Source organism: Catenuloplanes atrovinosus (assembly GCF_031458235.1).
In the GTDB taxonomy this organism is placed as follows: Bacteria; Actinomycetota; Actinomycetes; order Mycobacteriales; family Micromonosporaceae; genus Catenuloplanes; species Catenuloplanes atrovinosus.
In genome coordinates, this window is the sequence record NZ_JAVDYB010000001.1 from 1,463,996 (window position 1) to 1,476,415 (window position 12,420).

General features: G+C 73.9%; 14 protein-coding genes. 7 read left to right on the forward strand and 7 right to left on the reverse strand.

What is annotated here, in order from left to right:
• Positions 1–71: 71 nt before the first annotated feature.
• Positions 72–1,448, forward strand: coding sequence for a serine hydrolase domain-containing protein (locus J2S41_RS06175; RefSeq protein WP_310364188.1), 1,377 nt, complete (start codon positions 72–74; stop codon positions 1,446–1,448).
• Here J2S41_RS06175 and J2S41_RS06180 read toward each other — a convergent pair whose 3' ends face one another.
• Together J2S41_RS06180 and J2S41_RS06185 are read right to left on the reverse strand one after the other, a co-directional pair.
• The gene (locus J2S41_RS06180; RefSeq protein ID WP_310364191.1) at positions 1,449–1,790 is read right to left on the reverse strand and encodes a cyclic-phosphate processing receiver domain-containing protein; all 342 of its coding nucleotides are present in this window, start codon (positions 1,788–1,790) and stop codon (positions 1,449–1,451) included.
• Positions 1,791–1,833: 43 nt separating this feature from the next.
• Positions 1,834–2,019 (reverse strand): hypothetical protein, encoded by a 186-nt coding sequence (locus tag J2S41_RS06185; RefSeq protein ID WP_310364193.1) that lies wholly within the window; start codon positions 2,017–2,019, stop codon positions 1,834–1,836.
• Positions 2,020–2,266: 247 nt separating this feature from the next.
• Here J2S41_RS06185 and J2S41_RS06190 point away from each other — a divergent pair, with 247 nt between their 5' ends.
• Positions 2,267–3,913 carry a tetratricopeptide repeat-containing diguanylate cyclase gene (locus tag J2S41_RS06190; RefSeq protein WP_310364196.1) on the forward strand — a complete coding sequence of 549 codons (1,647 nt, stop codon included), beginning with the start codon at positions 2,267–2,269 and terminating at the stop codon, positions 3,911–3,913.
• A 92-nt stretch (positions 3,914–4,005) separates the two neighbouring features.
• On the opposite strand, the gene J2S41_RS06195 is transcribed toward J2S41_RS06190, so the two are convergent.
• The 3 genes from J2S41_RS06195 to J2S41_RS06205 all read right to left on the reverse strand — a co-directional run bounded on the left by J2S41_RS06195 (position 4,006) and on the right by J2S41_RS06205 (position 5,959).
• Positions 4,006–4,470, reverse strand: coding sequence for a GNAT family N-acetyltransferase (locus tag J2S41_RS06195; protein WP_310364198.1), 465 nt, complete (start codon positions 4,468–4,470; stop codon positions 4,006–4,008).
• A gap of 31 nt (positions 4,471–4,501) precedes the next feature.
• Positions 4,502–5,122: a sensor domain-containing protein gene (locus tag J2S41_RS06200; RefSeq protein ID WP_310364199.1), complete on the reverse strand. Its 621-nt coding sequence runs from the start codon at positions 5,120–5,122 to the stop codon at positions 4,502–4,504.
• Positions 5,123–5,197: 75 nt separating this feature from the next.
• Positions 5,198–5,959, reverse strand: a complete 762-nt coding sequence (locus J2S41_RS06205) for a phosphotransferase (RefSeq protein ID WP_310364201.1) — start codon at positions 5,957–5,959, stop codon at positions 5,198–5,200.
• 43 nt (positions 5,960–6,002) lie between these two features.
• Here J2S41_RS06205 and J2S41_RS06210 point away from each other — a divergent pair, with 43 nt between their 5' ends.
• The 4 genes from J2S41_RS06210 to J2S41_RS06225 all read left to right on the forward strand — a co-directional run bounded on the left by J2S41_RS06210 (position 6,003) and on the right by J2S41_RS06225 (position 9,601).
• Positions 6,003–6,551, forward strand: a complete 549-nt coding sequence (locus J2S41_RS06210; protein ID WP_310364204.1) for a GNAT family N-acetyltransferase — start codon at positions 6,003–6,005, stop codon at positions 6,549–6,551.
• 91 nt (positions 6,552–6,642) lie between these two features.
• The gene (locus J2S41_RS06215; RefSeq protein WP_310364206.1) at positions 6,643–7,623 is read left to right on the forward strand and encodes a nitronate monooxygenase; all 981 of its coding nucleotides are present in this window, start codon (positions 6,643–6,645) and stop codon (positions 7,621–7,623) included.
• A 203-nt stretch (positions 7,624–7,826) separates the two neighbouring features.
• Positions 7,827–8,849: a TerC/Alx family metal homeostasis membrane protein gene (locus J2S41_RS06220; RefSeq protein ID WP_310364208.1), complete on the forward strand. Its 1,023-nt coding sequence runs from the start codon at positions 7,827–7,829 to the stop codon at positions 8,847–8,849.
• Positions 8,850–9,016: 167 nt separating this feature from the next.
• Positions 9,017–9,601 (forward strand): hypothetical protein, encoded by a 585-nt coding sequence (locus tag J2S41_RS06225; protein WP_310364211.1) that lies wholly within the window; start codon positions 9,017–9,019, stop codon positions 9,599–9,601.
• Between the two features lie 7 nt (positions 9,602–9,608).
• On the opposite strand, the gene J2S41_RS06230 is transcribed toward J2S41_RS06225, so the two are convergent.
• Positions 9,609–10,739 carry an aminotransferase class I/II-fold pyridoxal phosphate-dependent enzyme gene (locus J2S41_RS06230; protein ID WP_310364214.1) on the reverse strand — a complete coding sequence of 377 codons (1,131 nt, stop codon included), beginning with the start codon at positions 10,737–10,739 and terminating at the stop codon, positions 9,609–9,611.
• A 56-nt stretch (positions 10,740–10,795) separates the two neighbouring features.
• The gene (locus J2S41_RS06235) at positions 10,796–11,320 is read right to left on the reverse strand and encodes a snapalysin family zinc-dependent metalloprotease (protein ID WP_310364216.1); all 525 of its coding nucleotides are present in this window, start codon (positions 11,318–11,320) and stop codon (positions 10,796–10,798) included.
• Between the two features lie 148 nt (positions 11,321–11,468).
• Between J2S41_RS06235 and J2S41_RS06240 the strand changes: the two genes are divergently transcribed.
• On the forward strand, positions 11,469–12,419 hold the full coding sequence (locus J2S41_RS06240) for an NADPH:quinone oxidoreductase family protein (protein WP_310364220.1): 951 nt from the start codon (positions 11,469–11,471) through the stop codon (positions 12,417–12,419).
• The last annotated feature ends 1 nt before the right edge of the window (position 12,420 follow it).

Below are 12,420 nucleotides of genomic sequence, written 5' to 3' on the forward strand. Positions count from 1 at the left end.
CAAACGCATGCACCGGTACGAACAGCGCGCGCCGGATACCGTACCGATGCAGGGGTTTTAGGGTTGTGTTCATGTCTCTCGATGTGATCAGGTCGACGCTGGGTGACCGTCTCCCCGCCCTGCTGTCCCGCTTCCAGGTGCCCGGCGCGGTGCTGGCGGTGGACGCGGGCGGCGAACGGTTCGCGCTCGCGCACGGCGTGCTCAACACGCGGACCGGCGTCGAGGCGACCACCGACGCGCTGTTCCAGGTCGGCTCGATCACCAAGGTCTGGACCACCACGCTGATCATGCAGCTGGCCGACGAGGGTCTGCTCGAACTGGACACGCCGGTCCGCCACTACCTGCCGGAGCTGCGGCTCGGCGACCCGGACGCGGCGGAGACCGTGACCGTCCGGCAGCTGCTCTGCCACACCGGCGGCTTCGAGGGCGACCTGTTCACGGACACCGGCCGCGGCGACGACTGCGTGGCCCGGTTCGTCGCCACGCTCGGCGACACGCCGCAGCTGTTCCCGCCCGGCACCATGCTGTCCTACAACAACGCCGGGTTCGCGGTGCTCGGCCGGGTGGTGGAGGTGCTGCGCGGCCGGCCGTTCGACGTCTGCCTGCGCGAGTCGCTGGCGGTGCCGCTGGGCGTGACCGCGTTCGCCACCGACGCGTACGAGGCGATCCTGCACCGCACCGCGGTCGGCCACATCCGCCCGTCCGCGGACGCGCCGCTCGCGCCCGCGCCGGTCTGGTCGCTGCCCCGGTCCAACGCGCCGGCCGGCAGCATGCTGGCGATGAGCGCGGGCGACCTGCTGCTGTTCGCGCGGATGCACCTGTCCGGCGGCGCCGGCCTGCTCTCGCCGGACGGCGTCAAGGCCATGCAGCAGCGCGCCGCCGACCGTCCGGCGCCCGGCATGCCCGGCGCCGGCTGGGGACTCGGCTGGGAGATCATGAACGACGCCGGTACGGTCATCGGCCACGACGGCGGCACCATCGGCCAGGCCGCGTTCCTGCGCGTCGTCCCGGACCGCGACGTGGCCGCGGTGCTGCTCACCAACGGCGGCGACGCGGTCTCGCTCTACCTGTCGCTGCTCCCGCCGCTGCTGCGCGAGCTGACCGGCATCGCGCTGCCCGCGCCGGCCGAGGTCCCGGCCGACCCCGCGCCGTTCGACGCGGCCCGCTACCTCGGCGTCTACTCCTCCCGCGTCGCCGAGCTCACGGTCTCGCGGGACGGCGACGGCCGGGTCTGGCTGCACGACGCGCCGAAGGGCATCTTCACCCAGCTCGGCCCGCCCGCCCCGGCCCAGGAACTCGTCCACCTGACCGGCGACACGCTGATCGTCCGCGACCACCCCGGCCTCGCCCACCCGGTCTACGCCTTCCTCGGCGACGACGGCCACGGACGCTCGCTCTACCTGCACGGCGGGCGCGCCACGCGTCGCAGGGCGGTGCGGCAACCATGATCAGCCCGGGTACCACACCGCGGGACTGCCGGGAACCGCGCGCACGTCGTAGCCCCAGCGGCGCAACGTCCCGACGAGCCGTGCGACGCCGGGCGGGTTCGCCGAATGGACGTACACCACGCCGACGTCGAACGGGGCGCCCTCGAAGGCCGCGCGTTCGAGCACCTCGACGACCGGCCAGCTGGTGTCCGTGCCGCCGAGGTCGTGGTCCAGCCACAGCTCGTCGATGCGGGCGCCGCGGTGCCGCTCCAGCAGCGCGATGCCCTCCGCGCTGGTCCGGGCGATCAGCGCGGCGCGGTCGTCCGTGAACGACCGCAGGTCGTCGATCAGGAGAGTCAGCATGTGCCGGGGGACGAGATCCGGGTGCCCGGGGGCACCCGGGGTCTCAGATGAGCGTCGCGGCCTGGGTGAGCAGTTCGCCGGTGCGCGGGTCACGGCACAGGTATCGCTGTCCCTCGTGCATCCAGCCCCAGATGTCGTCCTGGACCAGGGGCTCCTTGCAGTGCAGGCACCGCGGATCGGTCGGCTGCGCGGTCGAGCCACCGGCGCGCACGGATGAGGTGGGCGTCAAGGTCGGCTTCCCTTCGGGTCGTCTGGTCGGGGCCGTTCCATGTCCCCCCGGAGATCAGTTGCAATACCGCACCGTAGCGGATCGCGCGGAATCCGCTGACATGGGCATTGACCTCGGGCAACGTCAATCACCATTAGTGTGACCGGGGTCTCAGTTGGTGGTAATTCCTCCGCATGCCCTAGGTTTGGCCGAAGGGCCCCGCACGATCGGCGGTTACGCCGACCGGCCGGCACGAAGGAGGCGCGGCTTGTCGACCAGCGGCGTCACTGAGGCTGACAGACGGCCGTCGACCGCGACGGAGCTGTACGAGGAGGCCGAGCGCGCGCGCACGCGCGGCGACTACCGGTCCGGCGTCGCGCTCGCCCGGCGCGCGGCCGACCTCAGCGCGCGGCACGGCGACGTCGCCGGCCAGGCCGCCGCGCTGCGGCTCGCCGCGAACCAGCTCCTCCGGGTGGGCGAGCAGGAGGCCGCGATCACCGCGTGCACCGAGGCGACCGGCCTGTTCGAGTCGATCGGCGACGAGCGCGGCATCTGCGAGACCCTCACCGTCCAGGCGATCCCGTTCAACGACCTCGGCCTGCACGAGGAGGCGCTCGACGCGCTGGACCGCGCGCGCCGGATCGCGCAGCGGCTCGACGACCGCGCGCTGCTCTACTGGGTGCACAACCGCACCGGCGTGGTGCACGCGGCCATGGGCGACCTCGCCTCCAGCAACGAGTGCCTGCGGCACGCGCTGGCCGTGGTCGACCCCGGCGACGACGAGGCCCGCTTCTGCGTGCTGAACAACCTCGGCGACAACGCGGTCTACCGCATCCCGCAACTGCGCGAGCTCGGCCGCGAGGACGAGGCGGACGAGCTGCTGGAGACCGCGCTCGGCCACGTGCGCACCGCGCTGGAGCTGGCCGAGGCCGCCAACCACCCGTACCGGCAGTCGATCGTGCTGGACAACTTCGGCATGCTGATGGCGCACCGCGGCGAGTACGGCGAGGCCTTCACGCTGGTGGAGAACTCGCGCATGATCGCGCTGGCGCACGGCTACCGCTCGCTGGAGTCCGCCGCGCTGCAGCACCAGGCGCAGATCCGGCTGCTCCGCGGCGACTGCGCGATCGCGGTGCTCGGCCTGCTGGAGGCGCTGGAGCGCGCGAAGGAGGCCAAGGAGAAGCCGATGACCATGGCCATCCACCTCCAGCTCTCCCAGGCGTACGAGCGGATCGGCGACTTCAAGGCCGCGCTCACCCACTACCGCTCCTACCACGCGCTGGAGCGGGAGTCGCACAACGACGTCGCCGCGGTCCGCGCCCGGATGATGGTGCACATGTTCGAGCTGGACAACGCGCGGCTGGAGGCGGACAACGCGCGCCTGGAGTCCGAACTGCACCGCATGCGCAGCGCCGAACTGGAGCAGCAGGCGCTCACCGACGCGCTCACCGGCCTGGCCAACCGCCGCGCCGTCGACCAGCGCCTCCCGGAGCTGGCCACACTGGCCGCCGCCACCGGCCGCCCGTTCTGCCTCGCCATCGCGGACGTCGACCACTTCAAGAGCGTCAACGACCGCTTCGGCCACGCCGCCGGCGACGACGTGCTGCGCCGCCTCGGCGCGCTGCTGCGCGAGCACGTCCGCGGCATCGACCTGGTCGCCCGCCTGGGCGGCGAGGAGTTCCTGGTCGCGTTCGAGGGCGTCGACCTGCCGGAGGCGACCCACCTGGCGGAGAAGCTGCGGCTGATCATCCAGAACCACGACTGGTCCACGCTCCAGCCCGGCCTCGCCGTCACTGTCAGCATCGGCGTCGCCGAGTGCGAGGACGGCGACCACACCGCGCTGCTGCCGCGCGCGGACGCCCGCCTCTACGCGGCCAAGCGCGCCGGCCGCAACCGGGTGACGGCGGAAGGCTGAGCCGTTTTCCCGCTTCCGGCGTGGTCGCGGTCCCATGCTCCCGCGGGCACCGGTCGGCCGCGGGGCGGCCTCCCTGCCGGTTTCGTCGTGGCTCAGAGCGTTTTGCGCATCTGCTGCGTGATGACCTCGTAGCCGGACGACCGGTACAGCGCGGTCGCGGGCGCGTTGAAGCCGAACACGTGCAGCTCCATCGCGCGGGCGCCGCGGGCGCGGGCCTCCGCCTCCACACCGTCGAGCAGCGCGTGCCCGAGGCCGTGGCCGCGGTGGGCCGGGTCGACCAGCAGCATGTGCAGGAACGCGCACCCCTCGACGCCACGCGGGTGCCGGATGCCGAACCAGGCGGCGCCGACGCGCGCGCCGTCCACCTCGCCGACCAGCAGCACGTGCTCCGGCGTGTCGAAGCCGAGCGGGAGCGAGGTCCGGACGCCGTCGACCGCCTGCGCGCGGGCGGCGTCCCGGCCGACCCCGATGGCGGTCACCATCGACTCGACCATCGTGTCCACCACCGAGGCCCGGAACGCACCGAACTCGCCGGCGTGCATCGCTCGCATCGTCATCGTGGCCATCCGCCTCACCCCTGCCACCACGCTATGACGCGCCCATCCGGGACGAAAGGGCGAACTCGGCGAAACTCGCCTCCATCCGCGCCATCGACCGCACCAGCGGCATCAGCGTCAGCGCGAAGAACAGTCCGCAGGCGGTGAAGAACCAGATCCGCGTCTCGGTGGCCGAGCCCAGCCCGATCAGCGCCGGCAGCCCCTCGTACCGGGGCTCGTACGGGATCGCCCAGTCCCACAGCGCCGTGCTGAGCCCGCCGATCGCGGCCGCCCACCAGGTCACCACCAGACCGGAGGCGACCGTGTTCGGCACGAACCGGACCAGCGCGTACGCCAGCGCCCGCCACGCCTCCGCGCTCGCCAGCCGCGACCCGCGCCGGGCCGGGTACGGCGCCGGCACCGGACGGCCGAGCACCCGCGCGGCGCGGCGACGCTCGGCCGCGGCGACGCGCGAGGCCGCCGCCAGCGTCCCCGCCAGGATCGGCACGCCGACGACCAGCACCGCGGTGCCGGCGCCCAGCGCCAGGCCGGCGACGGCGCCGGCGAACGTGAGGATGCCGATCGGGAACCCGGTCAGCACGTAGCGCGTGTCGGCACCGAGTTGCCGCAGCGCGGTGTCGTTCCGGAAGGCGGCAACGGTCGCGGTCGTCATGCCGTCGACGCTATCGACCGCGGCCGCCGCACCCCATACGGCGAGCCCGCGTCCGCGGGGTAGGGCCGGCCCTACCTATGCCAGGCCGAGCGCCCGCCGCCACACCGTCTCGTGGCGCGCGATGTAGTCCGTGTCGTCGCGCCACGCGTCGCCGTGCCCGGTCCGCCAGTGCGTGGTCCACGGCTCCACGCCGAGCGCCGCCTGGTCGCGCAGGAAGTCGTGCATGGACGAGGTCCGGCGGGCCAGCAGCGGCACCAGCGCCTCCCGCTCCCCGCCGTCCAGGCCGTAGGCGTCCGCGAAGATCCCGAGCCGCCGCCCGTGGTCCCAGTCCGACCAGGTGGCCAGCGGCATGAAGCCGTGCGCCGCGTACGCCAGGTCCCACAGCCGGGAGCCGGGCGCGGTGCCGTCCCAGTCGATGAACGTCAGCCGCTCGCCGATCACCAGGTTCCACGGCGCCAGGTCGTTGTGCGTGATCAGCTCCGCCCGGTCCGGCGCGATCAGCGTGTTCCACACCGCGTCCGCCGGCGGCACGAAACCGGCCGCCGCGTCGTGCAGCTCGCGGATCACCCGCGCCACCGCCCGGACCGCCTCGTCGCCCGCGAGCAGCGGGAGGTCGTCGCCCCACGGCACCGTACCCTCGGCGAACGTCAGCACCTCCCGCCCGCGCTCGTCGAACCCGAGCGGCCGGGGCGCGTGCGCGAACCCCTGCCGGTGCAGGTGCTCCAGGAACGCGTGCACCGACCGCGTCCACGGCCCGGCCGGCCGCCGCACCGTGTCCCCGACCCGCACGATGTCACCGCTCACGTTGCCGCGCGGCAACAGGATCTCCTCGTCCACGTCCCGATCCTCCCGCGCCCCGCCACCGGTTTACGATCTCCGGATGGCCGAGCTGCGTACCGAACGACTGCTCCTCCGGCGCTGGCGGGCGACGGACCGGAAGCCGTTCGCGGCGCTGAACGCGGACCCCGAGGTCATGCGGCACTTCCCCGCGCCGCTCAGCCGCGAGCAGTCCGACGCGATGATCGACCGCATCGACGGCGACCTGGCACGCCAGGGCTACGGCCTCTGGGCCGTCGACGCCCCCGGCGGCTTCATCGGCTTCGTCGGACTGGCCCGCCCCCGGTTCGAGGCGCACTTCACGCCCGCGCTGGAGATCGGCTGGCGGCTGGCCCGGCACGCCTGGGGTCACGGCTACGCCACCGAGGCCGCGCGCACCGTGCTCACCCACGCGTTCACCACGCTCGGCATGGACGCGCTGGTCAGCTTCACCGCGCACACCAACACCCGGTCCCGCGCCGTGATGGAGCGCCTCGGCCTCACCCGCGACCCGGCCGAGGATTTCCTGCACCTCCAGATGCCCCCGGACCACCCCCTCCAGCCGTGCGTCCTCTACCGCCTCGACGCCACCACCTGGCGCGCCGGTCAGTGAGCCGGACCCGCGCGCGGCTTCGGCCCGCGGACCAGTGTGCCGGCGCCGGCCGGGTTGCGCCGGTCCGGCCACGGCCGACGGGGGCGATCGCGTGTTCGGGCTGACCCGGCCCGTGCTGGTGGCGCCGATGGCCGGCGGGCCGTCCACGGTCGCGCTGGTCGTGGCCGCGGCGCGGGCGGGCGGCCTGGGGTTCCTGGCCGCGGGCTACAAATCGCCGGAGGTGACCGCGCGGGAGGTCGGGGAGGCGCGCGCGGCCGGCGTACCGTTCGGGCTGAACATCTTCGTGCCGGAGGCCGCGCCGGCGGACGAGGCCGCGGTCCGCGGATACCGGGCCCGGCTGGAGGCGGAGCACGGGCCGCTGCCGCAGCCGCGGCTCGCCGACGACGACCACTTCGCCGAGAAGCTGCGGATCGCGGCCGACGCGCCGTTCGTCAGCTTCACGTTCGGGCTGCCACCGGCGGACGCGATCGCGGCGCTGCGCGCGTCCGGCAGCACCGTGCTGCTCACCGTGACCAGCGCGGACGAGGCGCGGCGCGCGCTCGCGGCCGGAGCGGACGCGCTGATCGCGCAGGCCGGCACCGCCGGCGGCCACTCCGGCACGTTCGACCCGGCCGGCTACCGGGGCACCGGCACCGCGGCCGAACTGCTGCGGTCGCTGCCGGCGAGGGTCCCGATCGTCGCGGCCGGCGGCACCGGCACCGCGGCCGACGTGCGCGCGCTGCTCGACGCCGGCGCGAGCGCGGTCCAGGCCGGCACCGCGTTCCTGCTCGCCGAGGAGGCCGGCACCCGGGCCGCGCACCGCGCCGCGCTCGCCGAGCGGCGGGAGACCGTGGTCACCCGCGCGTTCACCGGCCGGCCCGCCCGCGCGCTGCGCAACCGCTTCACCGACACCTACGGGCCGCACGCGCCGCTGGCGTACCCCGCGGTCCACCACCTCACCGCGCCGATCCGCGCGGCCGCGGCGGCCCGCGGCGACGCCGAGTCGATCAACCTCTGGGCCGGCACCGGGTACGCCGCCGCACGCCCCGGCCCGGCCGGGGTGATCCTGCGCACGCTGGCCGGTTGCAATTAGTCACAACCCGCCCCTGAACTGGTAGTTCTCAGGAATCATCCAGGTAAGGCCCATATGGTTGCGCGTCGAGGGGAGTACCCCACAAAGATCGCTCCGGTCAGTACGGGTGCACCCATGTGACCCCCGGGCGATCGCCGTGCCGAGATCTCGGTGCGGCGGGGGAGACCTCAGGCGATTTCGCGTGCGCCTGAGGAGGCACACCCGTGGAAGTCCTGTCCGCTCCGCTCCAGACGATCGGATCGCCCGCGCTCTGGACGGTCACCCTCGTCATCCTGTTCGGCCTGCTGGCCGTGGACTTCGTCATCACCCGCCGGCCGCACGACGTGCACATGAGGGAGGCCGTCGGCTGGACGATCTTCTACCTGGCGTTGCCGGTCGCCTTCGGCCTGATCATCTGGCCGCTCTACGGCGCCACCCCGTCCATCGAGTTCTTCACCGGCTACGTCGTCGAGAAGTCCCTCTCCGTCGACAACCTCTTCGTCTTCATGCTCCTGCTGGCCGCCTTCGCCGTGCCGAAGGAGCTGGCCCAGCGCGTCCTGCTCTACGGTATCGTCGGCGCGCTAGTCCTCCGCGCCATCTTCATCGCCATGGGCGCCGCCGTGCTCAGCACCGGCACCTGGGCCTTCCTGCTCTTCGGCGGCATCCTGCTGGTCACCGCCGTCAAGGTGATGCGGGACGCGATCCGGGGCACCGACCACGAGGTCGACATCGACGGCATGCGCAGCGTCAAGCTGCTGCGCCGCCTGATGCCGGTGACCACGACGTACCACGGCTCCAAGCTGTCGATCGTGGAGCACGGCAAGCGCACGCTCACCCCGATGGCGCTGGTCGTCGTGGCCGTCTTCATGACCGACGTGGTCTTCGCGGTCGACTCCGTGCCCGCGGTCTACGGCGTGACCGAGGACCCGTACCTGGTCTTCGCCACGAACGCGTTCGCGCTGCTCGGCCTGCGTGCCCTCTACTTCGTGCTGCAGAACGCGCTGAGCAAGCTGCGCCACCTCAACCACGGCCTCGCCATCATCCTGGCGTTCATCGGCTTCAAGCTGGTGCTGCACTGGGCGCACACGGTCTGGTCGTGGATTCCGGACGTGCCGACGCCGCTGTCGCTCGCGGTCATCATCCTCACGCTGGTCACCGTCACGCTCACGTCGCTGGCCGCCAACCGCCGCGCGGAGGCGGCGGCCGTCGAGTCCTCGGAACCGTCCCGGCCGTCCGCGCACGTCTGACGTCGCCGCATCGTGGCCGGGGCCCGGCGGCCCGCGTGCTTCGCGCGCGGGCGGAAGGCCCCGGCCACGATACGGGCGATCTACCGTGACCGATCCCGCGGGCGGGGTGGCGCCGCGGTGAAGGTGCGTGTGTACTGGGCGACGGGCACACCAGGGAGGGAGCGTCCGTGGACTACACGGAGAACGATCCGGCCAGAGAGCTCGGCGCGATCGTCGGGCGCGGGATCTGCGCGCTGCTCTGCATCGCGCTGGTCGCGCTGATCGCGTTCGGCATCTACAAGCTGGCGACGAGGAACCGCGCGGGCGCCGCGCCGCAGCCCGGCCAGCCGCCGTATCCGGGCCAGCCGCCCTACCCCGGCCAGCCGCCCTATCCGGGCGCGCCCGGCTATCCGGGCTATCCGCAGTCGTCGTACCCGGGCCAGCCGCCCTACCCCGACCAGCCGTCCCATCCGGGTCAGCCGCCCTACGATCCGCAGCAGCCGGGCCCCGGCCAGCCCTACGAGCCGCCGCCGTCGCACCCCGGCCAGCCGCCGTACCCGGGCCAGCAGCCGTACCCCGGCCAGCCGTATCCGGGCCAGCAGTCGTATCCCGGCCAGCAGTACCAGGGCCAGTCGCCCTACGACCCGCCCGGCCACCCGGGGCCGCAGTCCCACCCGTCCCAGGATCCGCCGTCCCCGGGCCCGTCCTCCGACTCCTCGCCGCCGGACTCCGGCTCGTCCTCGTCGTCGTCCTCCGGATCGTCCGACTCCTGAGGGAGCGTCACGACAGCGCGGCCAGCGCGGCGACGACCGTGGCGAGATGCGCGTCCGTGTGCGCCGCGGTCGTGGTGATCCGGAGCGAGCAGCGGGCGGCCGGCGGCACCACCGGGTTGACGTAGACGCCCGCGGCCAGCAGCCCGTGCCAGGCGGCGAGCGTGGCCGGCAGGTCCGGCATCGGCAGCGACACGATCGGCCCGGTCCCCGGCGGCACCGCGTGCCCCATCGAGATCAACGCCGCGCGCAGTGCCGCCGCCGCGGCCACCGCCCGTGCCCCGCGCCACGGCTCCGCCGCCGCGATCCGGAGCGCGGCCAGCGCCGCCGCCACCGACGACGGCGGCGCGACCGCGCTGTAGATCTCCGCGCGCGCGTGGTGGCGCAGGTAGTCGATCACCTCCGGCGGACCCAGCACCGCGCCGCCCACCGACGCCAGCGCCTTGCTGAACGTCACGGTCAGCAGGTCCACGCCGTCCACGTCCAGCGCGCGCACACCGAACCCGTGGGCGTCGTCGACGAGCAGCCGGGCCCCGTACCGGCGGCAGGTGGTGATCATCGAGGGGAGTGGGCAGGACTCGCCGCTCATCGAGTAGAGCCCGTCGACCACCACCAGACGGGCGGCGTCGCCGGACTGCGCCGCGAGCAGCCGGTCCAGCGCGGCCGGCGAGTTGTGCCGGAACCGCGCGGCGCGCCCCGGCCCCAGCGCCGCCCCGTCGTACGCGGAGGCGTGCGCCTCCGCGTCCACCAGCACCGCGTCCCGCCGCCCGGTCAGTCCCGCGATCGTGCCGACGTTCGCCTGGTAGCCGGTGGGGAACAGCAGCGCGTCCGGCATCCCCGCGTACGCGGCCAACTCCCGCTCCAGCTCCGCGTGCAGCGGCGTCCCGCCGTTCAGCATCCGCGAGCCGGCGCGCGACGTGCCGTAGGCCGCTGCCGCGTCCTGCGCCGCCCGGATCACCCGTGGGTCCGCGGCCAGCCCCAGGTAGTCGCTGGACCCGCACATGATCACGGTGCGCCCGTCCAGCACCGCGGTCGCCCCGCATGGCCCGGAGAACGCCTGGTAGTACGGGTACACCCCGGCGGCGCGCGCGGCCCGCGCCACCTCGTAGTCCCGGCACCGCGCGAAGAGATCGACCCCCATGCGTGCCAGCGTGGCACCGGCGCGCCACCGTGACCCCGGTGGCGCGCCCTGCCCGGTCAGCGCCAGACGTACGTGCCCGCGGTGGCCAGCGACCCCGCGAACGCGGCGTCGACCTGGCGGATCTCCGCGCTGTTCGGGTTCGGGTTGGTGCACGACACCGGCGCGCTGGAGCCCGACATCAGGTCCCCGCACAGCCCGGTCCGCCGGTCCGGCAGCCCGAGCAGGTGGCCGAACTCGTGCGCGGCGATCCGCGGCTGGTAGTACCCCTGGCTGGTCGCCTCGCGGCCCATGTACCAGCGCCCGTTGCCGAGCGAGGTGACGTAGGCGCGCGGCCACCCGTTGTCCGCGTACACCCGGATGTTCGGCGTGCGCCCGGCCGGGACCGGGTCCAGCCGCACGTTGGTGACGCGCGCGTTCCAGATCTGCGCGCCCTGGTGCACCACGGACGCGAACTCCTGCGCGGTGCTCGCGTCGTAGTAGAGCACGCGCACGGCGGCCTGGGCGGGTGACGCCGCGACCAGCACGCCGCCGAGCAGCAGCGCGACGGCGGCGGCCAGGGCGGACAGTCGTCGTAGGACCATCGCGGAACCTCGCAATCGGATCGATCGATGCGATCGAGTGACGAACGGTTCCTCGACGCTAACCACCGTAGAGATGATTGTGGATATATCGGTTTCGGCCTACCGTCCGTGTGATACGCCGGTAAAGCGATCAACCAGGGGGTACGCCGTGCGCGCTGTCCAGATCACCGAGTTCGGCGGTCCCGAACTGCTCACCGTCTCCGAGGTGCCGGAGCCGGTGCCGGGCGACGGCGAGGTCGTGCTGGACGTGCTCGCCGCCGGCGTCAACTACGCGGACACCCACCAGACCGAGGACTCCTACCTGGCGAAGCAGACGCTGCCGCTGATCCCGGGCGGCGAGGCGATCGTCCGCGGCCCGGACGGCCGGCGCTACGCCACGCTGGTCGGCTCCGGCGCGTACGCGGAGCGGGTGCTCGCCCGCCCCGACCGGCTGATCCCGGTCCCGGACGGCGTCGACGACGCCGCCGCGCTCGGCACGCTCGTCCAGGGCTCCACCGCGTACCTGCTGATCCATCGGGCCGCGCGCCTGGAGCCGGGCGAGTCCGTGGTGGTGCACGCGGGCGCGGGCGGCACCGGCTCGCAGGCGATCCAGCTGGCCCGCCGCGCCGGCGCCGGCCGGGTCATCGCGACCGCGTCCACGCCGGACAAGCGCGCGATCACCCTCGACCTGGGCGCGGACGCGGCCGTGGACGTCACCGGGGACGACCTGCGGGACCGGCTGATCGAGGCGAACGGCGGCGCGAAGGTCGACGTGGTGCTGGAGATGTCCGGCGGCCCGGTCTTCGACGCGAGCCTGCGCGCGCTGGCGCCGCTCGGCCGGCTGGTGCACTTCGGCATGGCGTCCCGCACGCCGGCCACGCCGGTGCTGCCGTCCGCGCTGATGCGGGCCGGTCGCAGCGTGATCGGCTTCTGGCTGTTCCACGTGATCCGCAGCCGCCCCGACCTGTACGCCGCGGCCGTCGGCGAACTGCTCGGCGCGCTGGCGGACGGCTCGCTCCGGTCGCTGCACGGCGGGGAGTTCCCGCTGGAGAAGGCGGCCGACGCGCACCGGGCGCTGCTCGGCCGGACCACCTCGGGAAAGCTGATCCTGCGGCCGTGAG

Bases quoted from the DNA above. Each gene is read 5' to 3' on its own strand.
- J2S41_RS06200 (WP_310364199.1), bottom strand. From the start codon at position 5,122: ATGACGACCGCGACCGTTGCCGCCTTCCGGAACGACACCGCGCTGCGG.
- J2S41_RS06210 (WP_310364204.1), top strand. From the start codon at position 6,003: ATGGCCGAGCTGCGTACCGAACGACTGCTCCTCCGGCGCTGGCGGGCG.
- J2S41_RS06180 (WP_310364191.1), bottom strand. From the start codon at position 1,790: ATGCTGACTCTCCTGATCGACGACCTGCGGTCGTTCACGGACGACCGC.
- J2S41_RS06230 (WP_310364214.1), bottom strand. From the start codon at position 10,739: ATGGGGGTCGATCTCTTCGCGCGGTGCCGGGACTACGAGGTGGCGCGG.
- J2S41_RS06175 (WP_310364188.1), top strand. From the start codon at position 72: ATGTCTCTCGATGTGATCAGGTCGACGCTGGGTGACCGTCTCCCCGCC.
- J2S41_RS06195 (WP_310364198.1), bottom strand. From the start codon at position 4,470: ATGACGATGCGAGCGATGCACGCCGGCGAGTTCGGTGCGTTCCGGGCC.
- J2S41_RS06235 (WP_310364216.1), bottom strand. From the start codon at position 11,320: ATGGTCCTACGACGACTGTCCGCCCTGGCCGCCGCCGTCGCGCTGCTG.